Source organism: Massilia norwichensis (assembly GCF_024753245.1).
In the GTDB taxonomy this organism is placed as follows: domain Bacteria; phylum Pseudomonadota; class Gammaproteobacteria; order Burkholderiales; family Burkholderiaceae_D; genus Telluria; species Telluria norwichensis.
Genome location: NZ_JANUGX010000002.1, coordinates 109,272 through 135,433, shown reverse-complemented (window position 1 = coordinate 135,433; position 26,162 = coordinate 109,272). Strand labels below are relative to the sequence as shown.

Genomic DNA, 26,162 nt, shown 5'->3' with positions numbered 1-26,162 from the left:
CGCATGTTCCACATTAAATCTCTCGAGCTGGTCCACTGGGACTACTGGCAGCGGATCAAGAACATTCCACTGGACGCCAAGATCATCACCATCGCCGGCCAGAACGGCTCCGGCAAGACCACGCTGCTCGACGCCCTGCGCACCCTGTTCGGCCTCGATTGCTCGATGGGCCGGACCTATAAGCACTATGCGCGCCACTCGGGCCAGCAGAGCGCCTGGATCCGCGCCGTGGTCGACAACAAGCCGGCCGGCCGCCAGCTGTCGAACCGTCCGTTCCGCCACAGCGGCTTCTTCAGCGACGACGAAGTGACGCTGTTCTGCCAGGTGCAGAAGAACGGCGGCGACTGGAAGCGCCAGTACCTGATGCGCCCCGGGAACGTCGAGATCGAGGAAGTCACCGAAGCGAGCGACTGGCTGGGCGTGGAAAACTACCGCAAGCGCCTGGCTTCGGCCGGCCTGTCGCCGGCGATGTCCAAGGTGCTGGCGCTGGAGCAGGGCGAGACCGATAAACTGTGCGAATACGCGCCGCGCCAGCTGCTGGACCTGGTGTTCCAGGTCTTCGGCGACAAGGAAGTGCTGGACGCCTACGACGAAGCCAAGCGCCACCAGCGCGACACCGAGACGGAGCTGAAGCGCTTCGAGGCCGAACTCGAAACCTCGCGCATCAACCTCGAGGGCCTGCGGCTGCGCGTGGCCAACTACCACCAGTGGGAAGACCTGAACAAGGAACGTCAGGCGTTGGTGGAAGAAGTGCTGCCCAGCCTCGAATACCACGAGGCGCGCGAAAAAGCGGCGCAGACCAGCCGCGCCCTGCGCGAAGCGAAGAAGCCTTTGGTGCAGGCCGACAGCCAGCTGGCCGAGAAGCGCCATGCGCTGGCGGCCCAGCAGCGCGCGCTGACCGAAGCCCAGCAGCAGGAAGTCCAGCTGGAGCAGGAAGCGAACACGCTGGCCGGCCGTCTGTCGGAAGTCAACCGCAAGCTCAAACCGCTGGAAAGCCTGCTCGAGCAGAAGGAACGCCTGCAGAAGCTGGCCGCCGATGCCGGCGCCGACATCGCCGAAGTCTCGGCCGAGCTGGAAAAGAAAGAAGCCCAACTGGCCAAGAAGAAGACCGAGCGCGACAACCTGGCGGCGCGCATCGCCGGCGAGCTGTCGACCATCTCGGCCCTGCAGGGCAAGAGCTCGATGCCGGAACCGGAAGCGCAGCGCCAGATGCGCCGCGCGCTGAACGACGCCAACATCCGCCACGCGATGCTGTCGGATATCGTCGAAGTGACCGATCCGAAATGGCAGGGCGCGGTCGAGGGTGTGCTCGGCGGCTATGCCTCGGTGGTGCTGCTGGAGTCGGCCAAGGATGCGCCGGCCGCCTATAAACTGGCGGAGAAGGAGCGCTATCGCCACTTCATCGTGCCGGATTGCGTCAGCGCGCCGGTGGTCAAGGACGACACCCTGCTGTCGGTGGTGCGTTTCAGCTCGAAGGCACCGGGCTGGCTGATCGACCAGCTCGAGCGCATCGAGCGCGTCGAATCGGTCGACGCCGGTTTCAAATCCGACGCCGACGAGTGGATCACGCCGGACGCCTACCACCGCGAACGCCGCGGCGGCCGTTCGCTGTTCGTCGAGCCTTCGCGCTACCGCTTTGGCGCGGCCGGCAAGACCCAGCGCCTGGAAGCGATCCAGAAATCGCTGCCGGCGCTGGAAGCCCAGGAAGACACGCTGACGCTCGCGATCAGCAAGCTGGCGACCGAAGTCTCGGCACTGCGCGTGCGCATCGCCGGCGTCGACGCGGTCAAGGAACTGAGCGCGCGCCAGGCCGAATTCGAAGAAGCCCTGCGCGCCATCGAGCCGCTCAAGGCCGAGCGCCTGGAAGTCGGCGCGCGCCTGGGCGAGCTGCAGGTGCTGACCAAGAACGCGACCGTCACCCGCACCCGCGCCGACACCGTCTGGCAGAACGCGCGCATGGCGCTGTCCGAAGCGGAAGCCGGCATGCGCCTGAACCACCGCCGCCAGATCGAGCAGCGCAGCGACCACGCGCGTGCCTTGCTGGAGCTGCGCCGCAGCTGGCGCCACGTGCCGAAGGCCTGGAAGAAGCCGCAGCAGCGCGCCGCGCTGGTGGCCGCGCACCAGAACACGCACCAGGTCAAGCTGCGCGTGGGCTCGCTCGACCAGACCCTGGCGCGCGCCGACTGGGAACACGATCCGACCGTGATCGACCAGTACGCGCGCCTGAACGACCAGCTCTCGAACCGCCAGAACGAGACCGAGGAACGGCGCTACCAGAACAACCGCGCGATCGAGGCCACCGACAATGCGCGCGGCGCCTACATCGAGCGCCTGCGCTACACGATCAAGACCTACACCAAGAACATCCGCGAGCTGGGCGAGCTGGCCAACATCGAAGTCACGGTCGATCCGGTCCGTCTGGAGAACGACGACCTGCAGCTGGCCCAGGCCGGCCTGCACGTGCGCTTCAAGTTCGACGGCAAGGGCCAGATCGGCATGAACGACGGCGAAGCCTCGGGCGGCCAGCAGGTCATGAAGTCGCTGGTGCTGCTGATTGGCCTGCTCAAGTCGGAAGAGGGCTCGGGCGGCTTCGTGTTCATCGACGAACCCTTCGCCCACCTGGACATTCGCAACATCCAGCTGGTCGGCGAGTTCCTGAAGAACACCGACGCCCAGTACCTGATGACGACGCCGCTGACCCACAACACCGACGTCTACGATCCTTCCGACCTGACGCTCATCACCAGCAAGAAGAAGAAGGACGTGCAGTGGGCGCAGCCGATCTTCGTGCTGCAGCGCCGCCAGGCGGGCGAAGAGACCGCGAAGGCGGCCTGAGCGTCAGCCAGGGGCGCGGTGGGGGGCCAGCGCCCGCCGCGCCGACTCGCCCACCGCCTGCCAGTGCTCGCGCCGCAGCGCCGCGCGCTTGCGGTGCTTGGACGGCATCTCCGACAGCGGCTTGAGCGCCAGCGGCAGCGCGATGCGCCAGCAGCGGCCCGCCATCGGCACGCCGCCCAGGGCTTCCCAGAAACCGTCGTAGGCGTTCGCGAAGTGCCTGGCGTCGGCCTGGGTCCAGGCGCTTTGCCAGGCGGCCTTCACGGCCACGGCCTCCCGCATGCCGAGCGCCTGTGCAATGCCCTGCAGGGCGGCGAAGCAGAAGAAGCTGGGCGAGTTGTGGGGAAAGGCATGGCCGAAGGCCTCGAAGGCGTCGATGCTGTCGGCGCGGTGTCCCTGGTTGCGCGCGATGAAGGGCAGGACCGGCGTCTCCAGGCCGACAAAAGCCCCCTCGACCCAGCTGAACGACAAACGATGCAGGCAGATGCCGTTGGCGCTGGCGGCGATCGTCAGGTCGCCTTCGGCGCACAGGCGTGCGGCCATCTCCAGCCGGATCTCGAAGCGCCAGCCGTTCGCCTCGTGCTGCCACAGCGGCAAGCCGCCGTCCTGGTAGACGGCGCGCTTGTAGGCGGCATCGAAGGTTTCTTCCTCGAAGCGGTAGTGGGCCAGCACGCAGCGCACGCGCTCGCGCAAGGACATCCCTTGCGCCAGGTAGTGGCGGTGGCTCAGGTGGTGGAAGACGTCGTCGTGTGCCAGCGCCACGTAGCGGCGGTGGATGTCCAGCGCCAGCAGTTGCTGGTGGTCGCGCCGGAACAACAGCACGCGCAGGCTGCGCGCGATGCAGGCCAGCCAGGAGGGCAGGGGATAGTGACGGCGTGCCAGCCAGTGCCTGGTCAAGAGGGTAAACACCATCGCAGCTCCAGATCGTATTCGTCAATACGAAAATTCTGGGCCGGGATGGACAGGGCGTATTGGAGTGGAACAAGCCTCTTTAGATTGTTCGCGTGACAATTGACGGATTTTCGGGCACTTGCCCGCTGGTATCATCTTTGGACGTTTTCTGAGGATGAAGCAGCATGGATTTCCACGAGCAGCGCGACCGGGCCCTTCAGTTGATGGAGAAGGCCGGTATCGACCACAGCACCTATGCCCCGCCCCTGATGCAGCTGCTGTGGCGTTGCGGCGTGAAGGTGCGGCCGCCGCATTTCATGAGCTTCGGCGCGAATGCATTGCTGTCGGGCGTCTGGTTCGGCGCCAGCTGGGGCGCGGTGATGTGGATCGGGTTCTGGCTGCGCCAGGGTGTGGGCGCGCGGCTGGCAGTGGCGAGCGCCTGCGGCGCCGGCCTGTGCTTCGGCCTGTTCATGGCCAGCTATTACACGCGCCAGCGCAAGACCCACGGGCTGCCGAGCTGGGAGTCGCTTGGCGACCTCAAACCGCCCTCAGGCCTGGCCCGCCAGCGCTTCGACTAAGTAACCCGTTTCCCGGCGCAGGATCGACTCGTTGAAGCCGAGCTGCACCTTGCCATCATTGAGCTTGCCGAGCCTGATCCCGGCCTTGCGCAAGCGCTCTTCCAATCCTGCCTGGCGCGCCGCCGCTATCTCCAGCATGGCCAGGTTGCTGCCGTTCTCGATGCGCTTCACCTTGAAGCCCGGCGTGCGCTCCAGCGCCGCCATCAGGCGTTCGCCGGCCGCGCGCACGCGGGCATAGCGCTCCTCCGCGCCATCCAGTGCGTCGAGCGCCGGCAGGGCCGCCTGCCAGCCGTGGTAGATGGTGCCACCGAAGATGTGGCGCAGCTCGCGCGCCTTCGCCATCAGGGGCCTGGGGCCGGACAGCACGCCGCCGAAGGGCGCGCCCAGGTATTTGTAGAGCGAGACATACACCGTGTCGAAGTGCGCGCAATAGTCGCGGACGCGAAAGCCCGGCATGCCGCTCATCAGGAGCAGGCGCGCGCCGTCCAGATGCATCGGCACCTTTTTTGCGCGCGCCAATTTGGCGATCTCGGCCACCAGGGCCGGCGTGAGGCTGGCGCCCTGGCTGCGGCGCACCGGGCTTTCCAGCGCCAGCGCGCCGACCTTGATCGGATAAGGGCCGACTTCGGCGCGCTCGATCGCGGCGCCGATTTCCTCCAGCGTGGGCGCGGCGTTGCCCGCGGCCAGCGGCACCAGGTTGATGCCGCTGAGGGTGGTGACGGTGTTCGATTCGTCGCGGTAGACGTGGCTTTCCTGCTGCACCAGCGCGTGGCGGTTCTCGCCGCACAGCAGGCGCAGGGCGATGTGGTTGGCGAGGGTCCCGGTCGGCATGAAGACGGTATCCTCCTTGCCGAGCAGGCTGGAAAACTTCGCTTCCAGTGCCGTCACCGCGCCCCCCAGCAGGTAGGCGTCGCCGGGTTTGGCGTGCTTGTCCAGCAAGGCCTGCAGGCGCGCCGGTTCGAGGGCCGGATCGCGCGGCAGGGCATCGCCGGCCAGCACCACCAGCGTGTCCAGGTCGGTGGCCGGCGCCGCGTTCGCGGCCGCGGCGCCGCCGTATTGGGCACGGGCGCTGCCGCCCGCCGCCAGGCCCAGTGAAGCGATCGGTACGGCTCCGAGGAAACTGCGGCGGTTCAGCGTCATGGACGGTCCTAGATGTTGTCGACGGCCTTGCGTAGGCGCTGGCGCCAGCGCACCAGGCTGGCCGAGAAGGTCGCGAAATAGGCGCCTGTCAGGCCGACGCAGAACAGGGTGATCTCGCTGTCGGAAAAGCGCGGGATCGGCTTGCCGCTGCCCTGGCTCATGTAGATCTCGATGCCCAGGTAGATCACGCGCGCCACCAGCAGCATCGCCACCAGGATGCCCATGCGCATGGGCGGCGTGAAGTAATAACCTTCCGGGGTGTCTTCGAAGCGGGTCTTGCGCACGCCATGGTTGCCGAGGGCAATGCCGACCAGCGCGCCCAGCGCCAGCGCCCCCAGCGACAGCGGGCGGTCGAGCATGTCGACGAGCGGCACCAGCACCATCCCGGCAAAGACCAGCAGGCCGGTGTAGTGGCGCGACAGGATCGAGCGCTGGCGCGTCATCCGGCTTTTCAGGCGCTGGTAGATGCGCCAGATCAGGACGGGAATGAGGAGGATGAGGGCGGCGGTGGTAATGCTCATTGGACGGTTGCGGATGAAGCGGGTGTGGCGGCTACGGCGGCGGTGCGCTTGCGCCAGGCAAGCAGGCCGGCCGCGAAAGTCATGTAATAACCGGCGAGGACGCCGAAGATGCACAGGGTCAGCGGGCTGGTGACGAATTCGTGATGCTCGCCCGCGCCCAGCGCATAGAACTCGTAGGCGCGGTAGCCCATGCGGCCGATGAACAGCAGGGCGACCAGCATGCCGATCGGTGCGTGCGGCGTGAAATAGTAGTCGCCATCGACCTGTTCGAACTTCGTGCCTTTCGAGCCGATGCGGCCCAGCACGACGCCGACCGCCAGCCCGGCGCCCATACCGGCCAGCGCGATCGGTGCCGTCTGCAGGCTCAGGGCCGCCAGCAGCAGGAGCAGCAGCGGGAAAAAGACCAGGGTGGTGCGATGGCGCCAGGTCTTGGAACGCTGGCGCGTCGTCAGGCGCTTGATGCGGCTGTAGACACGCCACAGCACCAGTGGGGCAACGACGGCGGCAACGACGGGAGTAGGCAGCATGACGGATTCCTTCATGTCGAATCCGCCATTGTAATCCAGCCGGGCGTCGGCAAACTGCCCTGCGTGGTAATGTTTTGGCTCAAAAAGCAGGAGAAACCGACCATGTTCGTACCCACCATCCACGCCCACCGCGCCCCCGATCCAGCGCCCGTCGAAGAGCCGCTCAGGGAACCCTTCGACACCCCCGATCCGCACCAGCCGCCGATCCGCACGCCGATGAACGACGAGCCGGACACCGATCCGAATCCCAGCATCGCGCGCACGCTGCACTGAAACTGCTTGCGCAGCATCAAACCGGGGTCAGACACCGGATTTTGGAAACAGCCACCGAGACAGTGTTCAATCTTCAATTGGCGCAGCCGTCCCGCTGCGCATTGACGGCGGCTGTCTTCGCGCCTAGTATTTCGACAAGTATCTAATTAGATGTTTTTCAAACTAGGAGGGGTGATGAGAAAAGGACTCGTGACACTGTGGACGATGCTGGTGCTGGCCGCAGCGGCGCAGGTGGCAGCCGCAGCCGCGCCTGCCGAACAGCCGATCGCACTCGAGACGGCCAGCGGCACCGTGCACGGCACCCTGCGCCTGCCGGGCGGTGCCGACAAGGCGCCGGTGGTCTTGATCGTCGCCGGTTCCGGTCCCACGGACCGCGACGGCAACAGCGCCATGCTGCCGGGCCGCAACGACAGCCTCAAAATGCTGGCCGATGCTCTGGCGCAGGCCGGCTTCGCCTCGGTCCGCTACGACAAGCGCGGCATCGCCGCCAGCCGCGCCGCCGCGCTGGACGAATCGCAGCTGCGCTTCGACACCTACGTCGAGGATGCTGCGGCCTGGATCGCCAAACTGAAGCGCGATCCACGCTTCACGAAGCTGGCGGTGATCGGCCACAGCGAAGGCGCCTTGATCGGCATGCTGGCGGCCGAGAAAGCAGGCGCATCCGCCTATGTGTCCCTGGCCGGGGTGGCCGAAGGACCGGGCGCCGTGCTGCGCAAGCAGTTCGCCGGCAAGCTGCCGCCGCCGCTTGCCGCCGACAACGAACGCATCCTCGCGAGCCTGGAGCAGGGCAAGCCGGTCGCCGAGGTGCCGCCTGCGCTGATGGCTCTCTACCGGCCCAGCGTGCAGCCCTACATGATCTCGTGGATGAAGTATGTGCCGGCCCAGCGCATCGCAGCGCTGCGCATGCCGGTGCTGATCGTCCAGGGTACGACCGATATCCAGGTCGGGGTGGAACAGGCGCAGGCGCTGAAGGCGGCGCGGCCGGACGCCGAGCTGCTGATCGTCCCTGGCATGAACCACGTGCTGAAGGAAGTGCCGCTCGATCCGCAGCAGCCGCTGGCGTCGTACAGCGACCCGGCGCTGCCGCTGCATCCGCAACTGATGCCGGCGGTCGTTGGCTTCCTGAAGAAATCGCAACTTTGATAAAACACAAACCGGGGTCGGACACCAGATTTGGGCAATTTCCCAAAATCGGTGTCTGACCCCGGTTTGTTGTTAATCAAACGCCCAGGAGTAGAGGACGTCGAGGGCGGTGTTGGTGCCGGTTTGCAGCGCGACCGTGATGCGCGGGGTGAGCTTGTAGCGCAGGCGCACCACGCTGGTGGCGGTGGCGGCGCCCTGTTCGAAGCTCAGGTAGAGGCGCGAGGAAATCCGCTTGCCGACCGTGACCACGGTGTTCGCCAGGCCGGTTTCCTGGCCGGCACCCTGGCGTACGCCGAATTCGTCGACGCCGAGGGCGTTCGCCAGCTTGCTCTGGATGCCGCCGGTGCCGCCTTTGCCGCCCAGCAGGGCGCCCGCCGCGGCGCTCAGCACGTCGGCTTCGTTGCCGGTCGTGCCTTCCATGCCGTGGCCCAGCACCAGCCAGGACAGTTTTTCGCTGTCCGGCACATTCGGCGTGGACACCAGCTTCGCCGTCGGCGACAGCGCCGTGCCGCGCACCTGCACGCCGGCTTCGACGTTGGTCTCGCTCAGCTGCTCGCCTTCCGGACGCTTGCGCACGGCGAGCACGTCGATCGACGGGTTGTCGTACGGGCCGCTGAAGGTGGCGACGCCGCGTTCGATCGCCAGGCGCTGGCCGTAGGCGGCGTAGGTGCCGCTGACGACCCGCACGCTGCCGTTGATGCGCGGCGCGCCGTCGCCGACCTTGCGCACGTGGACGTTGCCGGCCAGGTAGGCATCGGCGCCCATGCCGCGCAGGTGGAAGTCGTCGCCGAGGTCGGCGGTCAGGTCGATGGTCAGCGGCACCGCCGCCGCGCCTTTCTTGGGCGGCGCGTCCTTCGGATTGGCGCGGCCCAGCACGATGACGTCGTCCGACAGCGTCGGGCGGTCCTGCGGCGCGAACTCCACCAGCGCGCGGTCGGCCTTGAAATTGCCTTCGACGGCGAAGCGGGTGGCGTCGCGCACCACGCTGGCCTGGCCGCTGAGGATCACGGTGCGGTCCGGACGCGACAGCGCCTCCAGCTTGTCGGCCACCAGTTTCAGGTTCATGGTGGCTTCGCCGCCGGCAAAGCGCACGTTGCCGTCGATGCTGGCGCGGCCGCTGTTGCCCTCGAAGGCGAAGCGCTGCAGCTGCAGCTGGTCGCCGGCGAGCACCGCGCGCAGCTGGCCGTTGCGCAGGCGCAGACCCTGGTCCGGCCAGCGCACGGCCATGCGGTCGCCGTTCACGGTGCCGTTCAGGGTCGGCGCGCCGACGGTGCCGGCGCCGGTGACGTTGAGCGCCAGCGCGCCATCGACTTCCAGACCGGGCTGGCCGATCAGCGGCGAGACCCAGGCCAGCGAGCCGAGATTCGCGGTGGCCGTCAGGCGCAGCGGGCTGTCGTTGTCGAGGCGGCCGCGGATCATCTGCGCGGTGGCGTCGGCCCTGGCCGTGCCGACCCGGCTGCCGTCCACTGCCAGCTGGGCGCGCAGGGCGCCGCCGGACACGTCCGCGCGCAGGTCGAGCTGGCGCAGGCCGAGCACGACCGGGGCGACGTCGCCGGCGATCAGGTCGCCCTTTTCGCGGAACACGTGCAGGCTGCCGTCCAGTGCCGGCGGCGCGCCGGGCACGCTCGGCGCGCGCATGTCGAGCGCCCAGTCGGCACCCAGGGTCATGTCGCCGCGCAGGTTCTGGCGGATCGCGTCGGACGCCTGGGCCAGGTAGTTGAGCGGCACGCCGGTGGCGTTGCCGCGGCTGGTCCAGCGCAGGCCGTTCTTGGCCAGCGACTGCACCGTGATCGAGCCGGCCGGCAGGCGGATGGTGGCGTTGTCGAAGCTGATTCTATCCGGCTTGGCCAGGCCGGCGATGCCGGAACCGGGGGCGCCGCTGATGCGCAGCGGGGCCGGCGCCGCCAGCGCGAGGGCGTAGCGGCCGCGGTTCTGCAGCGCGTTCAGGGTGCCGCTCCAGGTATTGCCGGAATAGCCGCCGCTGACGGCGACGTTGGCGTCAAAAGCGTCGCCGCGCGCCGCGGCCGTGATGGTGTGCGCGCCGCGGGTGCCGGTCGATTGCAGGCGCGCGGTGGCGATGCGGGTCTCGCTGCCCGGCGCACCGCTCGAATAATCGGCGATCTGCACGTCGAGCGCCAGCGGGTCGGCGGCGCCGCGGCCGGAACCGACATTCGCGGTGGCGCGCAAGGATTTCAGGTTCTGGGTGCCCATCAGGCGCAGGTTCTGGCCCTCCAGCGAGGCCGTGAGCGAGGGCGTGTCCATGGTGCCGGACAGGGTGCCGGAACCGCGCAGCACGCCGGCGTAATCCGCGCCGAGCGCGGCCAGTTGCGGCGCGTCGATGCGCCAGTTCAGGGTGTCGCGGCCGCTGCCGAAAGCACCCTTCGCGGCCACCACATTGGCGCCCAGGTGCAGGTCGACATCGGCGTTTGAAACATGGCGCTTGTCGGCGGTCAGCCTGGCATAGCCCCACAGCGGCGAATTCGACAGCGTCGACTGTTGCAGGGTCAGGTTGACCGAGCCGCCCATGTTGGCGCCGCTGCGGCCGCTGGCATCGAAAGCACCGTTGATGCTGCCGGCGAAGGGCGAGCCGAAGGCGGCCGGGTTCAGCTTCTGCATCGAACCCGTGGCCTTCACCTCGGCTACTTTCGCATCTTTGGTGCCGGCCAGCCAAGCTTCGCCGCTGGCGTGCAGCGTGCCGTTATCGCGGCTGCGCTCCTTCGCCACCCAGCCCAGGTTGCGGGCATCGGCCTCGAAGCTGGTGCGCGGGGCGTCCAGCGTGCCGCTGACGACACCGTTCGCCACCAGCGAGCCATACAGGTCCTTGCGCAGGGCCGCCAGGTCGCGTCCTTCGACGCGCCAGGCCAGCTTTTCGCCCGGCTTGCCGAAGGCACCGGCCAGGGCTACGGTGTTGCGGCCCAGCGCCAGGTTGGCGTTCAGGTCGTGCACGTGGAGCCCGCCCGCCGCCTTCGCCCCGGTGCCGGTACCAGCGCCGGTGCCAGTAACAGCGCCGCCGGCATCGGCCACCAGCTTGCCCTTGCCGGACAGCGGCTGGTCGAACAGGCGGCTCGGACGCAGCGCGAAATCGGCCGCGACCTGCCATTGCGGGGCGAGGGCGCCGCTTGCATTGATCTCGGCATTGACGTCGGCCTTCGGGAAGTCGCCGAAGGCGGCCGGGTCGAGGCGGCTGGCGACCACGTTCGCCTTGAACGGCTTGGTGTCCAGCAGGTTCGCGGTGCCGGTCACGCGCACGCTGCCCTTGCCGGCCGAGACGCGCGCCTCGCGCAGCGTGAGCACGTTCTTCTGCAGGGCCGCTTCCGCCACCAGGCGCATGCCGGCGTCGACCAGGTTCACGTTCAGGGTCTGCGTGTCCTGGGTATTCGCCACCGACAGATCGCCGGCGATCGCCGTCGTCTTCATGCTGCCGTAGATCTGCTTCAGGTCGATGCGGTCGGTGTGCAGCGCGAAGCGCGCGGTGCCGATGCCTTTTTCCTCAGGGGCGCGCTCGACGCTGCCGCTGCCCGTGAAGCGGCCGGCGCCGCCCAGGTCGAGCAGCACGTCGCTGATCTTCATGGAGTCCAGGTTGCCGCCCAGCTGGCCGCGCATTGCCCGCAGCGGCAGGCGCTGCTGGTCGATCGTGCCCTGCGGCCCGTCGTTGGTGAGGTGGACCGAACCGGTGATGTTGCGCTTGGCGTCCAGGCGCGCCGCCACCGCCAGGTTCAGGTCGGCGGTCGGCAGGCCCGGATTGAAGAAGCCCGGATCGATGTTCTGCGCGTTCAGCGCGAAGGATTGCAGCGGGATCTCGGCAAACGGCGACAGCACCAGCTTGGCCGTACCCTGCGCGCGCGCGGCCTGGCCGCTGGCATCGATGACGGTGTTCTGCAGGTCGCCGCCGGCGTGCAGCTTCAGTTGCGGGGCGATCGCGCCGGCTTGCGAGGACGCGCCCGGGGTCTGGCTCAGGCTCGCATCGGCATTCAGTTTGTAGGGCAGGGCATTGGCGATGGTGCCGCTGGCCGCGACCTGGCCCCAGGGCGTATTCGCCTTGGCGTAATCGAGCTTCCAGCGTTCCTTGTCGCCATGCAGGCCGGCGCGGATGTCGTCGATCTGCGTTTCCGCGCCCTTGTTGACGAACACCGCCCTGGCCAGGCGCGCATCGTCCACCGCGACCTTGAACGGCGGTGCCAGGCGGGTCGGCATGGTGGTCGGTTCGTCGCTTTCCTTGAGCGTTTCGACGCGCAGCGATTTCGCATACAGCTTGTCGATCTCGACCCCGCGCGACAGGTATTGCCAAGGCTTCCAGTCGATGTCGATCTCGTCCGCCGTCATCACGGAGGTCTCGGTGCGGAACACGACGTGGCCGATGTGCATGTGGCCGTACAGCGAGCCGGTGACGCCGGTGATGGTCAGCTTGCCGCCGCTGGCGTTGGCGACGCGCTGGGCGATCATCTGCAGCGTGGTCTCGCGGCCGCCGTACCAGACGGCCCCGCCGATCACGACGGCGGTGACGGCCACGCCGATCGCGACCCGGCGCGGCCAGCGGCGCGGTTTGTGCTCGGGTTTTTCAGCCTGGTCGTTCATCAGAAAGTAAATCCAAGTGAGAAGTGCAGACGGACCTTGTGCACCGCCTTGCCATAGGCGACGTCGACCGCGATCGGGCCGACCGGGCTGCGCCAGCGCGCGCCGACGCCGTAGCCGACCTTGGGTTTGAGGTCCTTGAAGTTGTCGGCGGCATTGCCGGCGTCGACGAACACGGCCGCGCCCCAGGGCGGCTTGAACCAGTAATCGTATTCGGTGCTGGCAGTGAACAGGTAGCGGCCGGGCGCGATGGCGCTGCCGACCGGGATGCCCAGCTGCTGGTAGCCGTAGCCGCGCACCGACTGGTCGCCGCCGGCGCGGAACAGGAAGGTCGACGGCACCTTGTCCTTGTCCTTCGAGCCGACCGCGCCGAACTCGCCGCGCAGGATCAGGGTGCCCGACGGGCCGAGCGGCTTGTACATCAGGCCGCGCACGTAGGCGCGCACGAAGGGCTCGTCGGTCAGGATCGGCAGCGGCGCCGCACCCAGCTGCAGGTTGGCGATGTAGCCGCGGCTCGGGTTCACCAGGCTGTCGAGCTGGCGCTTGGTGATCGAGAAGGTCAGCGGCAGGGCGTTGGCGCGCGAGGCCGGCAGGTTGTCGATGGTGACCTGTTCGGTGAGCGCTTCCAGGCGCAGGCTCTTCTCCAGCGTCGGCGAGCCCCAGGCGCGGGTGGCGTGGACGCTGGTGGTGCGGGTGATCTGGCCGCGCACGTCTTCGCGGTCGTAGCCGGCGCCGACGCTGTTGCTGTAGCCGTTGGAGGTGGTCGGCCAGTAGAAATCGGCGCCCGCCCGCTGGTGCAGCTGCTCGTACAGGATGTTGCTCTTCATGCGCTTGCCGAACACGTTCAGGTCGTCGTACTCGGCCTGGGCGCGGGCCCCGGTATTGGTCGAGAAGCCGACACCGACCGACACGTTCTTGCGCTTGTTCTCGGTAACGCGCACCAGCACCGGCATGGTCACCGGGCCTCTCGGCGCTTCCGCTTTGGCGCCATCGCCCTGGTTCAGTTCACTGACCTGTTCCTGCAGGGCCGAGGACATGTCGAGGCTGACTTCGACGGTGCTGAAATAACCGGTCTCCTGCAGTCGCCCCTGCAGGGCCTGCAATGCGGCCTGGCTGTATTCTTCGCCGGGGTCGATCTGGTTCAGGTTGCGGATGATCGACGGCGAATAACGCTGCAGGCCTTCGATGCGCAGCTCGCCGAAACGCACGTCCGGTCCGCTGTTGATGACGACCTTCAGCGCGGCACTGTGCTTGTCCGGATCGACGATCGCGGTGGAGTCGAGCAGCTGGGCACGCGGAAAGCGCGACTGGGTGATCTCGCGCACCATGCCGCGCTTGGCCGATTCCCAGTCGGCGGTGCGGAAGCGAGAGCCGACCGGCAGGCTCCAGCGGCTGCGCAGGCCGGCGGCATCGAAGGCCGTCGCCTGCTGGTTCGCATCGAAGGAGGCGAAGCCGCGCAATTCGATGTTGATGTCGCCGACCGTCGTGGGCTCGCCCGGATCGACGATCACGCGCGCGACCGGCGTGGCGCCGGCCGTATCGAGCCCGCTCGAGATCTTGGGCGTGTAGTAGCCTTCGGTGGCGACCAGGGTCCTGGCTTCTTCCGGGGCCCTGCGCACCAGGCGCTGCAGCTGTTCGAGGTCGACGCGCGGATTGCCGCGCCAGCGCATCAGGTCGAGGTTGTTTTCGAGCAGTTCACGCAGGTTGCGCGGCGCATCGATGCGCACCTCATAGCGGACCGCGCGCTGTTCCGGCGCTTCCACCGGCAGCGGGGTGGCAGGGGCGCGCTCCTGTTCCTGCAGCTCTTTCTGGGTCTGGTCCTTGCTGGTGGTCGGCGCCGGGACCGGGTCCTGCGCCTGCGTCTGCGCGGGAGACTGTGCTGCGGCGCCCACGGAGGCGCACAGCGCGTTCACGGCCAGCACGATTTGTGCCAAAATCCGTGGTCGCGCCGACGCAATGGTCTCAACGTGGTCGGGTCGTGCGGGCAACATGTCTCTCCATTTCTCTCTCTCTGCCGGCCACATCTTAACGGAATGTCAAAAGTGGCGGCGGACGCTTTAATTCAGGAATATCAACATGCATCAAGCTGATACCGCGCTCGTCCTGTTCAGCGGCGGCCAAGACTCCACCACCTGCCTCGCCTGGGCCCTGCAACGCTACGAGCGCGTGGAAACCATCGGCTTCGACTACGGCCAGCGCCATGCGATCGAGCTGGAGGTGCGCCCGACCGTGCTGTCGAAGATGCGCGCGCTGTCGCCGGAATGGGATCGCCGCCTGGGCGAGGACCACATGATCGACCTGGGCCTGATCTCGAAGATTTCTGACACCGCGCTGACCAGCAATGTCGAGATCCAGATGCAGGCCAACGGCTTGCCGAACACCTTCGTACCGGGCCGCAACCTGCTGTTCATGATGGTGGCGGCGACGGTGGCCTACCGCCGCGGCCTGAACGTGCTGGTGGGCGGCATGTGCGAGACCGATTTCTCGGGCTACCCGGACTGCCGCGACGACACCATGAAGGCGCTGCAGGTCGCCCTCAACCTGGGCATGGCCACGCGCACCAAGGTCGAGACGCCGCTGATGTGGATCGACAAGAAGCAGACCTGGGAACTGGCGGAGCAGTGCGGCGGCCAGGCGCTGGTCGACCTGATCCGCTTCGACACCCACACCTGCTACCTGGGCGAGCGCGGCGCCGCCCACGCCTGGGGCCACGGCTGCGGCACCTGCCCGGCCTGCGCACTGCGTGCGCGCGGTTACGAGCAGTACGCGGCGGAGCGCGCAGGCGCCTGAGCCGCGCGGGTTTCAACGGGGGATGGCATGCGCCTGGCGCTCGCCGAGGTGCGGGAACGGCCGTAGGGTGGGCACCCCGTGCCCACGCGCATGCCGGGACAACGCAACGTCATGTCTACGTGTACACGGGGCTCCGCACCAGCTACTCACGATCGAGATCCACGACGCTTTCTCCGCCCCAATCCGAGGTGTACAAACCGTCCCGTACATAACGGTGAAATGTCGAATACGGCCAATCGCTCACACGCTTTACATGCCCGTGCTTCACTGGATTGAAATGGATGTAATCGGCATGCCGCTCGAAATCCAGTTCGTCCCGGATTTGATGTTCCCAGAACCGGCGCTGCCAGATTGTCGATTCGCGACGCTTGCATGAGGACGCGCTACGGAGGGCCGGATCGAGCGTGACTTCCGAGGAAAAGCGCGACACCGAACGCTTTATCAGTGACCAACGCGTCGAGAAATCGCAGTCTCCATCAGGCAAGGTCCAGATGCAATGTAGATGATCGGGGAGCAGTACCCAGGCGTCGATCGAGAACGGCCGGGTGATACGGAGGTTTTCGAGAGCAGTCCGGAGTGATCGGCGGATGGTATCGGTGCATAGAATTGGGCGCCGATTGTAGGACACGATCGTGAAGAAGAAGGTATTGCCGGTGCGGGTGCGTCGGTAGTAGGGCATGGCGGCGATCGTATCGCCGTGTCAGCATCGGACGGCGATACGAATCAAATGTGCGCGTGGGCACGGGGTGCCCACCCTACGAGTGCAACCGGTTCAAACCGCATGCTCGCGCAACATGCGATTCTTACGCGAACGCCCCACCATGTACCAGATCAGCGCCAGCGGCAGCAGCAGGGGCAGCAGCAGCGGCGAGACCGCCAGCGCCAGCACCACGGCGCCGATTCCCAGGCCGCCGATCAGGATGATGCCGACGCCCGCGAACACCACCGCCAGCACCACGCCCACCACGACCATGACCAGCGCCGCGATCAGGGTGCCGCCGCCCGCGAACAGCACCGCCAGCAGGGCGCCGAGCGGCCCGTCGATCTCGTCGCCGTCGATGTTGACGACAGGGCCGGTGCCGTAGGCGAAGACGTTCCACAGCAGCAGCGCGAACAGGAATGCGATGACGAACAAAGCGGGCTTTTTCATGATGGTCCTCGTGTAGTTCAATGTTTTTGAAGTGATGTCCTTGCCGGCATGGTTTCAATGTATCTGTATCGGCAGCGGCCCTCCATCGGCATGCGACAGGCTGCAATTTTGAGGGGCCAGGTATGCGCAGGCAGCCGACGAACGGCTGAAGGAATTGGCGAGAATCAAGCCTTGCAATGACCGGCACGCCGTCTATACTGACAGCCTGCTCTGTCGCAGGAGGACTCGTATGCATTTCATTTATCCGCCCTCGGCGCCACCGGCCATCCCACCGATTATCATCAATCCGTTCAACCGGCAGATCCCGAATCCGGCGATCGACCCGCGCAGCAATCCCCCTGGGCCGCCCATCGTCCCGCCCCGCAGGCCGGATCTGCGCATGTAGCCGCAAATACACCCTGTGTGGTGCTTGTCCGGAGCGCTGGAATTTCCTATGATCTGACCTTTGGGCGACCCTGCCCCTGGTTAAGATTGGACGACATGAACGACGAAGCACCAGATCAACACGACGATGACACGCCGGTACAGGAAGCCCGGCTGTGGCAGGACAACGGCTGGACCGCGCGCGTCATCAAGAACGAAGATGACGAAGGCTGGGCCGTCGCCATGTACAAGGAAGGCGAGGCCGAGCCGGCCCTGGTCGGTCCGTGGACGATGGGCCGCGACAAGAAGAACCCGAAGCCGCTCGACGTGAACGCTTTCAACACGCTGGTCAAGACGGCGCACGAAGTGCTGCGCCGCCACGAGCAGGCGCTGCATGCGAAGCTGCACAAGAGCACCGTGGTCTCGACCGCTGACGGCGAGCTGAAAGTCACGCTCGACATCGTGCCGGACGAAGACAATCCGTATGCCATGCTGGCCGCCATCGACGAGATGGGCGAGCAGGTGGCGCAGGTGCGGGTGGCAGCGGACTTCAAACTGTCGCCGGCCTCCGCGCTGGCCTGGGTGGAGAACGATTTCCGCGCCCCGCGCGGAAATTGATGTAAAGTCGGCGCGCCAGCTGCTAATATTTCCCCGACGCACTATTTTGTGTTCTAGGGGGATCGATGAAAGACCGTCTTGCGCGCCTTGAAGCGGTGCAGGCCATGCTGCTCGAAATCGGGCAGCTGTCGGCCAGCTGCACCGATATCACCGAATTCATCGGCGCCGTGCACCGCGCGCTGGGCCGCATCATGTATGCGGAAAATTTCTATGTGGCCCTGGCCGAGCGTGAGGACAATACCGTGCGCTTCGTGTACTTCGTCGATACCGTCGACGAGGGCCCGAGCCCGCAGGCCCGCGTGACGCTGGCCTCGCCCGAGCAGTCGCCGACCGCCTGGGTGATGCTCAACAAGCAGGCACTGTCGATGACGGCCGACGAAGAGCGGGCACGCGAGAACGGCAACACCTGGGGCGCCGGCAGCGTCGCCGAGCACTGGATGGGCTGCCCTTTGCTCGACCAGCAGCACGAGGTGCTGGGCGCCATCGTGATCCAGAGCTACCTGCCCGAACACACCTACAGCGAGGAAGACCAGGCCCTGTTCGCGCTGATCGCGAACAGCGTCTCGAATGCGCTGCAGGGTCTGCAGAGCATGGACCGCCTCGAGCGCGCCGTGCAGGAACGCACCGCGGCGCTGGCGCGCGAAGTGGCCGAGCGCCGCCGCGCCGAGCAGATCCAGCATGCGCTGTACCAGATCGCCGACCTGTCCGCCTCCGCCAAGGGCAGCGACGGGCTGGCCGCCAGCCTGCACCGCATCATCGGCGAGCTGATGGTGGCGAAGAATTTCCTGATCGCGCTGACCCATCCGGACAGCAAGGAACTCAGCGTTCCCTACTATGCCGACGAAAAGGACAGCTACGCGCCCAACCAGCGCTTCCCGCTGGGTGCCGGCATGGTGTCCTATGTGCTGCAGACCCGCCAGGCGCAGCTGCATGACGCCGGCAGCATTGCGCGCCTGCGCGCCGCCGGCAAGGTCAAGGAGCCGCTCGGCAACATCGACGTTGCCAGCTGGGCCGGCGCGCCGATGCTGGTACACGACAAGGCTTATGGCGTGCTGGTCGTGCAGAGCTACGACCCGGCCATCGTGTATACCAAGGCCGATCTCGACCTGCTGGCCTTCATCGCCAGCCACGTCGCGGTGGCGATCGCCCGCATGGAGGCCGACCGTGCGATCCGCAAGACCAAGGAAAGCCTGGAAAAGCAGAACGCGGCGCTGAACCAGGCGCTCACCCAGCTGCAGGAGGCGCAGTCGGAACTGGTGCGCCAGGAAAAGCTGGCTTCGCTCGGCCAGATGGTGGCCGGCGTCGCCCACGAGATCAATACCCCGCTGGGCATCTGCGTGACCGCCACCAGCCACCTGGTGCAGGAACTCAAGCTGACCAAGGAAGAGCTGGCGGCCGGCGAGATGACGGAGGAGAGCCTGAACGGTTTCTTCGACGTGATCGACCAGTCGCTGCGCATCATGACCACCAACACCCAGCGTGCCGCGGCCCTGGTACGCAGCTTCAAGCAGGTGGCGGTGGACCAGTCCTCGGACAATATCCGCAACTTCAACCTGTGCAAGTACGTGGGCGAGGTCCTGCTCTCGCTGCAGCCCAAGCTGAAGGGCAGGCCGGTCAAGGTGGCGGTGGACTGCCCGGCCGACCTGGAAGTGAACAGCTTTCCGGGTGCGGTCTCGCAGATCCTCACCAACATGGTGGTCAACTCGCTGGTGCACGGTTTCGAGCGCGAGCAGCCGGGCAACATCACGATCCGCGCGCGCCTGGAGGACGATGATATGGTCGCCTTCGAATATGGCGACGACGGCGCCGGCATGGACGCCGATACGCTGGCCAAGCTGTTCGATCCCTTCTTCACGACCCGACGCGGCAGCGGCGGCAGCGGCCTGGGCGCCCACATCCTCTACAACCTGGTCACGGGCGCGCTGGGCGGTTCGCTGCGCGTGGAAAGCAGCCCGGGCAAGGGCCTGCAGTACTACCTGCGCTTTCCGCGCAAGGCATTAGCGCACAAATAATTCCTTGAACCCGGTCGCCGGGTCATGCTCCCGGCTGAAGCGGTGGCCGGGCAGCAGCAGCACCATCACCTCGGCCGTGGTGCGCACCACGCATCCCGGCCCCATATGCCCTCCAGTCACCCGTCCCGACGCATCCGACACCGCGATGTGCAGGTGCGGTCCATCCGGCGACAGCGAGCCGCCCAGGCTCAGGATTTCGAGGTCGCCGCGCAGTTCCGTGCATGCGGGCGCGCCGGCGAAGCGGATCTGCGCCACGCTCAGGCTGCCGATGCCCTGCAGGACGAAAGCCGCCTCGACGCCGTGCTGGGCAGGCAGGCTGGCCAGGACGGCGCGCAGGTCGGCTTGGGCGGGAATGCGGAGGGGCACAGCATGCATGTTGTTCAATATTTTACATTCCAGCTAAAGTGACTAACAGTTGCATTGAGGAAATTTTATACATATTGCCATTTGGCTTTTAACAGTGCCTAAATACAACATCGAGCGTGACAATGTGAGAGTTTTTTTTAGTCAATTCGGTTTAGTATTCGATACTCAATAAGAATACCAAAATAAATTGTCAAAAACTCGGAAAAATGTCACATAAATTCACATTCATCACCTGCATGGGCGCATTGCTGTCGGGCTGCGCCATGTTTACGCCTGCTACCGAAAGTCGTTATGTCAGTGCCGACGGCCAGCTGCAAATCCGCGGCGAACTGGTCGACAGTACCAGCGTCAAGATCTTCGTGAACGAAAACAAGGTGATCGACGAGCACGTTTCGCTGATCCATGGCGACGGCGCGTTTGCCGGCAATTACCAGGGCAAGCGTGTCAGCGCGGATTGTTCGACCTCCGGCGGCCGCAAGCTGCACGGCACCACCTGCATGGTGGCCGTCGGCGGCGAGCGCGTGCGCCTCAGCCTTTAAGGCCGGACAGCAGTTCGACCAGCTGGCCGATCTCGTAGGGCTTGGCCAGCACCTGTACCCCCGGCACGGTGGCACGCTGGTCGGTATAGCCGGTGGCCAGCACCACCGGCAGGTTAGGGCGGCGTTCGCGCAGGATACCGGCCAGATCGATACCGCTGACCTTGCCCGGCATGACGATGTCGGAGAACGCGACATCGATGTCCAGTCCCGCCTCGATCATCGCCAGCGCGCGTTCGCCGTTGGCCGCCACCACCACCTCGAAGCCCGCTTCCTCGAGTCCGCGCACCACGGCTTCGCGTACCAGCTCGTCGTCTTCGACGAACAGGATGCGGCCGCTGGCCTGCATGGCGGCTGCCTGCGGGTTGCGGCCGGGCTGCGGCGACAGCGGCAGCGTCGAGCGCGGCAGGTAGAGCTCGACGCGGGTGCCCTGGCCCGGTGTACTGGACAGCGCCAGCGATCCCTGCGACTGGGTGGCGAAGGCATAGGCCTGCGCCAGTCCCAGGCCGCTGCCTTTGCCCGGGGCCTTGGTGGTGAAGAAGGGATCCATGGCGTGCGCCAGCACCTCGGGCGGCATGCCGGAGCCGGTGTCGGTGACGGTGACCAACACGTGGTCTCCGCCGCTGCGTTCATGGGTCGGTTCCAGCACGCAGTTGCGCGCGGCGATCGTCAGGCGGCCGCCGTCCGGCATGGCGTCGCGTGCGTTGATCGCCAGGTTGAGCAGGGCGAGATCGAACTGCAGCGGATCGACCGTCACCGGCCACAGGTCTTCCTCGCACTGCAGTTCCAGCTCGATCCCCTGGCGCAGCACATTGCGCACCAGCTGCACCGAATTGCGCAGCTGCTCGCAGGGCGCCACCGTCAGCAGCTTGGCGTCCTGGATGCGGCCGAAGGAACCGAGCTGGCTGGTGAGGGCGGTGGCGCGGGCGATGGTGCGCTTGCAGGTGTCGATCAGGCTCTGCACCTTCGGCTGGGTCGCGGTCAGCGACGCCAGCTGCAGGGCCGTGGCCAGGGTCTGCAGCAGGTTGTTGAATTCGTGGGCGATGCCGCCGGTCAGGCGTCCGAGCGCCTCCAGCTTCTGGCCGCGCATCATGGCGGCCTGCGCCTGTTCGCTGGCGCTGACCGCTTCCTGCACGCGCTGCTCCAGTTCGGCCTGCGAACGGCGAATCTGGCGGCTGGCCTCGGCCATGCGGCGCGCCACCGCGTCGATTTCGACGATCTGCTGCGGCTCGTAGACGACCTCGCGGCCCTGGCCCAGGTCTTCGGCGCTGCGGCCGAGCGACTCGATGGGGCCGATGGCGCGCTGGCCGAAGTGGCGCGCCAGCACCGCCGCCAGCACCAGCAGCACGGCCATGATGCCGGCCAGGAAGGCGGCCGCATGCAGGGGGACGCGCCGGATCTCGCTGTTCGGAATGGTGACCACCACATGCCAGTTCGCATCGGGCACCATGCTGTAGAAGGCTTGCACCGGCGTGCCGGACAGGTTGATGCTGGAAAAGCTACCCTCGCCGCCGGCCGCGAAATGGCGCATCGCCACTTCGCTGACGCTACGGCCGCGGAACTGCTCGGCGTCGTGCGAACGCGCCACCACCTTGCCTTTGCGGTCGACCACCGACACCGCCCAGTCCGCCGGGAAGCGCTGCTGCGACATGGTGGTCTGCAGGCTGCCGGCATTGATGCCGATGCTGAGGAAATAGCGGATCTCGCCGTCGATGCGCACCGGCACCTGGACCAGGAAATCGTGCTTGCCGCCCAGCGGCGCCTTGAACAGGTCGGACACCAGGGTGCGGTTTTCGCCATACCTGGCCATCAATTCGTCGATGTTCGAGGAGCGCTTGAGCGGCAAGGGATTGCCCAGGGGGACGCGGGTATTGAGCAGCTGGCGGCCGCCCGGTTCGTGCAGGATGATGACGGTTTCCGGCGTCGGTGCGAGCAGCCTGGCGTGGCGATAGAACTCATCGAGGTCGCCACGCGCCAGCGCGGGCGACGTGGCCAGCGCCCGCAGCATGCCTTCCTTGATCTCGAGCTCGTTGTCGATCAGCAGCGCGAAAGCGCGTACCGTTTCCTTGATGCTGTTTTCCTGGCCGCGCCGCTCTTCCAGGTAGACGTAGCCGACGGCCAGCGCGGCCGCGGTAAAGGTCGGCACCAGGATGGCCAGGATGAGAATCAGCAGGCGGGTTCGGATACGCATCGGGGCAAATGATGAAGAGGGCAATTTTTGCCCCCGGGCGCGTAGTCTACTCGACTATGTTCCGCTTGTCCTTTGGACAAGCGGATGTGTCAGTCCGGCCAGCGGCGGTTGATCTCGTCCGCCTTGTCGAGGTTCTTGATGAGGATGTCGACGTAATGCGGGTCGAGATGGTGGCCCGCCACCTCGCGCAGATAGTCGCGCACCTGGCTGATCGGCCAGGCCTCCTTGTAGCAGCGCTCGTGGGTGAGCGCGTCGAACACGTCGGCCACCGCCACGATGCGCGCATACGGATGGATCTGTTCGGCCTTCAGGCCCTGCGGATAGCCGCTGCCGTCCCACTTCTCGTGGTGCTGGTGGGCGATCACGGCGGCCGCCTTCAGGATCGGCCGCTGCGAGCCGTCGAGGATCTGCAGGCCCACGGTCGGGTGCTGCTTCATGACTTCCCACTCGTCGGGCGTGAGGCGGCCGGGTTTCAGCAGCACCGCGTCGGGGGTGGCGATCTTGCCGATGTCGTGCATCGGCGCCGCATGCATCAGCACCGCGGTCTCGTCTTCCGACATGCCGGATTCCTGGGCCAGCAGGTGGCAGACCTGGGCCATGCGGCGCACGTGGTTGCCGGCTTCGTTCGAGCGCGATTCGACCACGTCGCCGAGGCGCAGGATCAGCTCGGCCTGGGTATCGGTGATTTCCTGGTTCAGCAGGATGTTGTCGAAGGCGATCGCCACGCCCGAGCAGAACACGTCGAGCAGCTGGACGTCGATCTCGGAAATTTCCTCGACGCCCTTCAGCACCAGCAGCGAAGCCTTGCCGCTGCTGTTCGGGAAGTAGCCGACATAGGTGTCGCCGTGCAGCTTGGAGATGCGGTTGTGGCGTGCCTCGTCGAGCTGGGCCACCAGTTCGGGGCCGATGTCGCCTTCGCCCATCTCGCCGATGCGCGCCAGGATTTCGTAGTGGCTTTCGCCGGTGATGACGCTGGCGCCGGTCAGGCGCAGCAGCATGCTCTGCTCGAGGCGCAGCAGGGCCACGACCTGCTGCAGCAGGCCGCTGGCGAAGTCCTTCAGGTTGCGCTGCTGGAAGATGTGGGCCGAGGCTTCGATCACGCGCTCCAGGCCTTCGCGGTAGGTCAGCTGCACGCGGCGCGCATCCTCGACCTTCATGATGTCGCGGTAGGCGCGCAGGGCGGCGAAGGTGGTGGTGAACAGCTTCGTGCGGTCGAGCTCGGTCTTTTCCTTGTAATCGTTGATGTCGTAGTCGACGATCACGCGTTCCTCCGGCGCCTGGCCGGGCTGGCCGGTGCGCAGCACGATGCGGGTGAACTGGTTGTCCAGGTCCTGGCGCATCCAGCGCGCCACTTCCAGGCCGCTGTCCTCGCGCTCCATCACCACGTCCAGGAACACCAGCGCGATATCGCTCTCGCGCGCCAGGATCTGTTTGGCCTCTTCGCCGCTGTAGGCGTGCAGGAAGCTCAGGGCGCGGCCGTCCAGGCGGAAGCGCGACAGGGTCAGCTTCGTGATGTCGTGGATGTCCGGCTCGTCGTCGACGAGCAGCACCTTCCAGGGAGCGAGCTTGGGCGTGGCGGCAGACAAGAATGACATGACGATGTCCAGTAACGTAATTACATCGAAAAAAGAACGAAACTTGCGCTAAAGCATGGGATATACCAATCGATTGTAGTATGAGCAGTAACCATTAACAACAGGAAATAATGGGCAGAGCGCCCGATAGTCACATTGCCGCAACGTAATAAGTTACAAATCCAGTCAGCCGTAGCGCTTCTGGCAGCGTTCGCACCAGAAGCTGCGCCGGTTGGAGCGGCCGAGATTGGCCTTGTGGAAGGGGATGTGGCAGCGCGGGCAGATCTTCTGGGCGTGCGCCAGCCAGTGCTTCTTGAGGGTGAACTCCTTCTTCCAGGCCAGGAAGTCGAAGCTGTATTCGCGCGCCTGCTCGACCAGGGCGCGCAGCTTGGCGGGCGGCAGGGCGCCCATCGTGGACAGCGGGTGCAGGCGGATGCGAAACAGCACCTCGTTCTTGATGATGTTGCCGACGCCCGAAAAGATGTCCTGGTCGAGCAAGGCGTCGCAGGCCAGCATGTCGGGGTTCGCCCGCAGCTTCTTTCGCGCCTTCTTCGGGTTCCAGGCATCGGACATCACGTCCGCTTCCCAGTCGTAGAGCTGGTCGAGGTCGCAGTCGACCTCCTTCACCGAGCAGGCGTAGAAATTCAGGAAGCTGCCGTCTTCGAAGTGCAGCGACAGGCGCGGCGGCTTGTCCCGCTCTTCGTTGATGCGGTAGGTGCCGAACAGCAGCATGTGGATACGCACCACCATGCTCGGCATCTGGATGAAGAACTGTTTGCCCCAGGTGCGCAGGGCCACGATCGGCTGGTTCAGGAGGCGCGACGTATCGATGGCCCAGGTATTGCCCTCGGCGCGCACGATGGTCTGGCCGACGAAGCGCGCAGTCTGTTCCTTCAGAATATAGAGCGATGGTCCTTCCGGCACGGCGTTCTCCCTTTGCCGCCATTCTGCGACGGAAGAGTCTGGAAGCGCCGTGCGCGGTCTAACATTTCATTACAAAGACGGGATGGAAGGAGACGGACACGAGCATCAAATGAGGCGTATATTCATGAACAGAATACGAAACGACGAGAGGATAAGGACATGAAATCGCTCATGCAGAAAATGGCCCTGGCGGGCATGTTTGCGCTGGCCGCAGGCAGCGCTGGCGCCGCCGTCACGGTGAGCTATGTGGCGCCCGACAAATTCACTGACTTGCCCTTCGTGCCATGGGAGCGCGAGGAAACGTTGAAGCAGCTGACCGATCACTTCACCAAACTGGGCAACAGCCTGCCGCCGGGCCAGGACCTGCGCGTCGAGGTGCTGGACGTCGACCTGGCCGGCCGCGCCATTCCGAACGCGCGCGCGGGACGCGACATCCGTGTGCTGCGCGGGCAGGCCGACTGGCCGCGCATGCAACTGCGCTTTTCGCTGGAACAGAACGGCCAGGTGCTCAAGAGCGGCGAGGCCCAGCTGTCCGACATGAACTACCTCGACCACCACACCCGCTACTTCGACAGCGAACCGCTGCGCTACGAAAAGCAGATGATCGACGACTGGTTCGAGAAGACCATCGGACCGCTGCCGCGCAACGTGCGGCGTTGATTTCGCATCCCGCAGCAATACCCTGGACGCCGGCGCTTGCCGGCGTTTTCGCGTTCAGTCGATCCAGTTCACGCGCTCGAACTTGCTGCGGAAATCGTCCGGCATCACGACCACTTCGCTGGTCTTGTAGTTGTAGAAGACGAAGCCCTGCTTGGCCATCGCGACCAGTTTCTTGTCCTTGGGACGGGTGATGCGGAAGATGATGTCGCCGCCGTACTTGTTGAAATCCATGACGCCGACTTCGAACAGCAGCTGGTCGCGCGCATGGGCTTCGGCGCGGTAGGTGGTGGCCAGGTCGGTGACGATGATGCCGGTGCCGTCGCGCTCGGTTTCGGCGACGCCGAATTCGAACAGGAAGCGGGCGCGTGCCTCGGAGATCATCGAGATCATCGAGTCGTTGCCGAGGTGGTTGCCGGCGTTGATGTCGGTGACGCGCACCGTCAGCAAGGTCGTGTAGTAGTACTGGTCTTCTGGAAAATCTAAATGTAAGCGTGCCATGCG

The 26,162-nt window shown here is 66.1% G+C and carries 22 protein-coding genes; 9 read left to right on the top strand and 13 right to left on the bottom strand.

Annotation, left to right across the window (positions count from 1 at the left end; translation table 11 throughout):
- The first annotated feature begins 3 nt into the window (after positions 1–3).
- Positions 4–2,835, top strand: coding sequence for an ATP-binding protein (locus NX782_RS02345; protein ID WP_258843887.1), 2,832 nt, complete (start codon positions 4–6; stop codon positions 2,833–2,835).
- A 3-nt stretch (positions 2,836–2,838) separates the two neighbouring features.
- Here the strand turns inward: NX782_RS02345 and NX782_RS02340 are convergent, their stop codons facing one another.
- Positions 2,839–3,744 (bottom strand): DUF535 family protein, encoded by a 906-nt coding sequence (locus NX782_RS02340; protein WP_258843886.1) that lies wholly within the window; start codon positions 3,742–3,744, stop codon positions 2,839–2,841.
- A gap of 164 nt (positions 3,745–3,908) precedes the next feature.
- Here NX782_RS02340 and NX782_RS02335 point away from each other — a divergent pair, with 164 nt between their 5' ends.
- The gene (locus NX782_RS02335) at positions 3,909–4,301 is read left to right on the top strand and encodes a DUF6404 family protein (RefSeq protein ID WP_258843885.1); all 393 of its coding nucleotides are present in this window, start codon (positions 3,909–3,911) and stop codon (positions 4,299–4,301) included.
- Here NX782_RS02335 and NX782_RS02330 read toward each other — a convergent pair.
- The 3 genes from NX782_RS02330 to NX782_RS02320 are packed head-to-tail and all read right to left on the bottom strand — an operon-like array spanning position 4,272 to position 6,489.
- Entirely contained in the window at positions 4,272–5,441 is a 1,170-nt protein-coding gene (locus NX782_RS02330) for a threonine aldolase family protein (RefSeq protein WP_258843884.1), read from the bottom strand. The genes NX782_RS02335 and NX782_RS02330 overlap by 30 nt on opposite strands.
- 8 nt (positions 5,442–5,449) lie before the next feature.
- Positions 5,450–5,962 carry a CcdC protein domain-containing protein gene (locus tag NX782_RS02325; RefSeq protein WP_258843883.1) on the bottom strand — a complete coding sequence of 171 codons (513 nt, stop codon included), beginning with the start codon at positions 5,960–5,962 and terminating at the stop codon, positions 5,450–5,452.
- The gene (locus tag NX782_RS02320) at positions 5,959–6,489 is read right to left on the bottom strand and encodes a CcdC protein domain-containing protein (protein WP_258843882.1); all 531 of its coding nucleotides are present in this window, start codon (positions 6,487–6,489) and stop codon (positions 5,959–5,961) included. Before NX782_RS02320 ends, NX782_RS02325 begins: the two co-directional genes overlap by 4 nt.
- 102 nt (positions 6,490–6,591) lie before the next feature.
- Here NX782_RS02320 and NX782_RS02315 point away from each other — a divergent pair, with 102 nt between their 5' ends.
- Together NX782_RS02315 and NX782_RS02310 are read left to right on the top strand one after the other, a co-directional pair.
- Complete coding sequence (locus NX782_RS02315; protein WP_258843881.1) at positions 6,592–6,762, top strand: hypothetical protein; 171 nt, start codon at positions 6,592–6,594, stop codon at positions 6,760–6,762.
- Between the two features lie 174 nt (positions 6,763–6,936).
- Positions 6,937–7,905: an alpha/beta hydrolase gene (locus NX782_RS02310; protein ID WP_258843880.1), complete on the top strand. Its 969-nt coding sequence runs from the start codon at positions 6,937–6,939 to the stop codon at positions 7,903–7,905.
- A 72-nt stretch (positions 7,906–7,977) separates the two neighbouring features.
- Here the strand turns inward: NX782_RS02310 and NX782_RS02305 are convergent, their stop codons facing one another.
- Positions 7,978–12,480, bottom strand: a complete 4,503-nt coding sequence (locus NX782_RS02305; protein ID WP_258843879.1) for a translocation/assembly module TamB domain-containing protein — start codon at positions 12,478–12,480, stop codon at positions 7,978–7,980.
- Positions 12,480–14,399 carry an autotransporter assembly complex protein TamA gene (locus tag NX782_RS02300; RefSeq protein WP_258843878.1) on the bottom strand — a complete coding sequence of 640 codons (1,920 nt, stop codon included), beginning with the start codon at positions 14,397–14,399 and terminating at the stop codon, positions 12,480–12,482. Before NX782_RS02300 ends, NX782_RS02305 begins: the two co-directional genes overlap by 1 nt.
- A 154-nt stretch (positions 14,400–14,553) precedes the next feature.
- On the opposite strand from NX782_RS02300, the gene queC reads away from it, so the two are divergent.
- Positions 14,554–15,267 carry a 7-cyano-7-deazaguanine synthase QueC gene (gene queC / locus NX782_RS02295; RefSeq protein ID WP_258843877.1) on the top strand — a complete coding sequence of 238 codons (714 nt, stop codon included), beginning with the start codon at positions 14,554–14,556 and terminating at the stop codon, positions 15,265–15,267.
- Between the two features lie 142 nt (positions 15,268–15,409).
- Here queC and NX782_RS02290 read toward each other — a convergent pair whose 3' ends face one another.
- Both NX782_RS02290 and NX782_RS02285 read right to left on the bottom strand, forming a co-directional pair.
- Positions 15,410–15,946, bottom strand: coding sequence for an REP-associated tyrosine transposase (locus tag NX782_RS02290; RefSeq protein ID WP_258843876.1), 537 nt, complete (start codon positions 15,944–15,946; stop codon positions 15,410–15,412).
- 93 nt (positions 15,947–16,039) lie between these two features.
- Positions 16,040–16,417, bottom strand: a complete 378-nt coding sequence (locus tag NX782_RS02285) for a hypothetical protein (protein ID WP_258843875.1) — start codon at positions 16,415–16,417, stop codon at positions 16,040–16,042.
- A gap of 480 nt (positions 16,418–16,897) precedes the next feature.
- Here NX782_RS02285 and NX782_RS02280 point away from each other — a divergent pair, with 480 nt between their 5' ends.
- A complete protein-coding gene (locus tag NX782_RS02280) occupies positions 16,898–17,398 on the top strand; it encodes a hypothetical protein (protein ID WP_258843874.1) in 501 nt (166 codons plus the stop codon).
- 65 nt (positions 17,399–17,463) lie between these two features.
- Entirely contained in the window at positions 17,464–19,410 is a 1,947-nt protein-coding gene (locus tag NX782_RS02275) for a GAF domain-containing sensor histidine kinase (protein ID WP_258843873.1), read from the top strand.
- On the opposite strand, the gene NX782_RS02270 is transcribed toward NX782_RS02275, so the two are convergent.
- Positions 19,396–19,785, bottom strand: coding sequence for a PPC domain-containing DNA-binding protein (locus NX782_RS02270; RefSeq protein ID WP_258843872.1), 390 nt, complete (start codon positions 19,783–19,785; stop codon positions 19,396–19,398). The genes NX782_RS02275 and NX782_RS02270 overlap by 15 nt on opposite strands.
- A 197-nt stretch (positions 19,786–19,982) precedes the next feature.
- Here NX782_RS02270 and NX782_RS02265 point away from each other — a divergent pair, with 197 nt between their 5' ends.
- Positions 19,983–20,315 carry a hypothetical protein gene (locus NX782_RS02265; RefSeq protein WP_258843871.1) on the top strand — a complete coding sequence of 111 codons (333 nt, stop codon included), beginning with the start codon at positions 19,983–19,985 and terminating at the stop codon, positions 20,313–20,315.
- On the opposite strand, the gene NX782_RS02260 is transcribed toward NX782_RS02265, so the two are convergent.
- The 3 genes from NX782_RS02260 to NX782_RS02250 form a co-directional block, all read right to left on the bottom strand.
- Positions 20,305–22,503, bottom strand: coding sequence for a hybrid sensor histidine kinase/response regulator (locus NX782_RS02260; RefSeq protein WP_258843870.1), 2,199 nt, complete (start codon positions 22,501–22,503; stop codon positions 20,305–20,307). The two genes, NX782_RS02265 and NX782_RS02260, sit on opposite strands and share 11 nt — an antisense overlap.
- 89 nt (positions 22,504–22,592) lie before the next feature.
- Positions 22,593–24,098, bottom strand: a complete 1,506-nt coding sequence (locus tag NX782_RS02255) for an HD domain-containing phosphohydrolase (RefSeq protein ID WP_258843869.1) — start codon at positions 24,096–24,098, stop codon at positions 22,593–22,595.
- Positions 24,099–24,263: 165 nt separating this feature from the next.
- Positions 24,264–25,001, bottom strand: coding sequence for a DNA-formamidopyrimidine glycosylase family protein (locus NX782_RS02250; RefSeq protein WP_258843868.1), 738 nt, complete (start codon positions 24,999–25,001; stop codon positions 24,264–24,266).
- 159 nt (positions 25,002–25,160) lie between these two features.
- On the opposite strand from NX782_RS02250, the gene NX782_RS02245 reads away from it, so the two are divergent.
- Entirely contained in the window at positions 25,161–25,661 is a 501-nt protein-coding gene (locus NX782_RS02245; protein WP_258843867.1) for a DUF3016 domain-containing protein, read from the top strand.
- A 54-nt stretch (positions 25,662–25,715) separates the two neighbouring features.
- Here NX782_RS02245 and NX782_RS02240 read toward each other — a convergent pair whose 3' ends face one another.
- Entirely contained in the window at positions 25,716–26,159 is a 444-nt protein-coding gene (locus tag NX782_RS02240; RefSeq protein ID WP_258843866.1) for a thioesterase family protein, read from the bottom strand.
- Positions 26,160–26,162: the final 3 nt, after the last annotated feature.

What these genes read in the sequence shown, in the direction of transcription:
- NX782_RS02345 (WP_258843887.1), top strand. Translation starts at nt 4, where the DNA reads ATGTTCCACATTAAATCTCTCGAGCTGGTCCACTGGGACTACTGGCAG.
- NX782_RS02340 (WP_258843886.1), bottom strand. Translation starts at nt 3,744, where the DNA reads ATGGTGTTTACCCTCTTGACCAGGCACTGGCTGGCACGCCGTCACTAT.
- NX782_RS02335 (WP_258843885.1), top strand. Translation starts at nt 3,909, where the DNA reads ATGGATTTCCACGAGCAGCGCGACCGGGCCCTTCAGTTGATGGAGAAG.
- NX782_RS02330 (WP_258843884.1), bottom strand. Translation starts at nt 5,441, where the DNA reads ATGACGCTGAACCGCCGCAGTTTCCTCGGAGCCGTACCGATCGCTTCA.
- NX782_RS02325 (WP_258843883.1), bottom strand. Translation starts at nt 5,962, where the DNA reads ATGAGCATTACCACCGCCGCCCTCATCCTCCTCATTCCCGTCCTGATC.
- NX782_RS02320 (WP_258843882.1), bottom strand. Translation starts at nt 6,489, where the DNA reads ATGCTGCCTACTCCCGTCGTTGCCGCCGTCGTTGCCCCACTGGTGCTG.
- NX782_RS02315 (WP_258843881.1), top strand. Translation starts at nt 6,592, where the DNA reads ATGTTCGTACCCACCATCCACGCCCACCGCGCCCCCGATCCAGCGCCC.
- NX782_RS02310 (WP_258843880.1), top strand. Translation starts at nt 6,937, where the DNA reads ATGAGAAAAGGACTCGTGACACTGTGGACGATGCTGGTGCTGGCCGCA.
- NX782_RS02305 (WP_258843879.1), bottom strand. Translation starts at nt 12,480, where the DNA reads ATGAACGACCAGGCTGAAAAACCCGAGCACAAACCGCGCCGCTGGCCG.
- queC (WP_258843877.1), top strand. Translation starts at nt 14,554, where the DNA reads ATGCATCAAGCTGATACCGCGCTCGTCCTGTTCAGCGGCGGCCAAGAC.
- NX782_RS02290 (WP_258843876.1), bottom strand. Translation starts at nt 15,946, where the DNA reads ATGCCCTACTACCGACGCACCCGCACCGGCAATACCTTCTTCTTCACG.
- NX782_RS02285 (WP_258843875.1), bottom strand. Translation starts at nt 16,417, where the DNA reads ATGAAAAAGCCCGCTTTGTTCGTCATCGCATTCCTGTTCGCGCTGCTG.
- NX782_RS02280 (WP_258843874.1), top strand. Translation starts at nt 16,898, where the DNA reads ATGAACGACGAAGCACCAGATCAACACGACGATGACACGCCGGTACAG.
- NX782_RS02275 (WP_258843873.1), top strand. Translation starts at nt 17,464, where the DNA reads ATGAAAGACCGTCTTGCGCGCCTTGAAGCGGTGCAGGCCATGCTGCTC.
- NX782_RS02270 (WP_258843872.1), bottom strand. Translation starts at nt 19,785, where the DNA reads ATGCATGCTGTGCCCCTCCGCATTCCCGCCCAAGCCGACCTGCGCGCC.
- NX782_RS02265 (WP_258843871.1), top strand. Translation starts at nt 19,983, where the DNA reads ATGTCACATAAATTCACATTCATCACCTGCATGGGCGCATTGCTGTCG.
- NX782_RS02260 (WP_258843870.1), bottom strand. Translation starts at nt 22,503, where the DNA reads ATGCGTATCCGAACCCGCCTGCTGATTCTCATCCTGGCCATCCTGGTG.
- NX782_RS02255 (WP_258843869.1), bottom strand. Translation starts at nt 24,098, where the DNA reads ATGTCATTCTTGTCTGCCGCCACGCCCAAGCTCGCTCCCTGGAAGGTG.
- NX782_RS02245 (WP_258843867.1), top strand. Translation starts at nt 25,161, where the DNA reads ATGAAATCGCTCATGCAGAAAATGGCCCTGGCGGGCATGTTTGCGCTG.
- NX782_RS02240 (WP_258843866.1), bottom strand. Translation starts at nt 26,159, where the DNA reads ATGGCACGCTTACATTTAGATTTTCCAGAAGACCAGTACTACTACACG.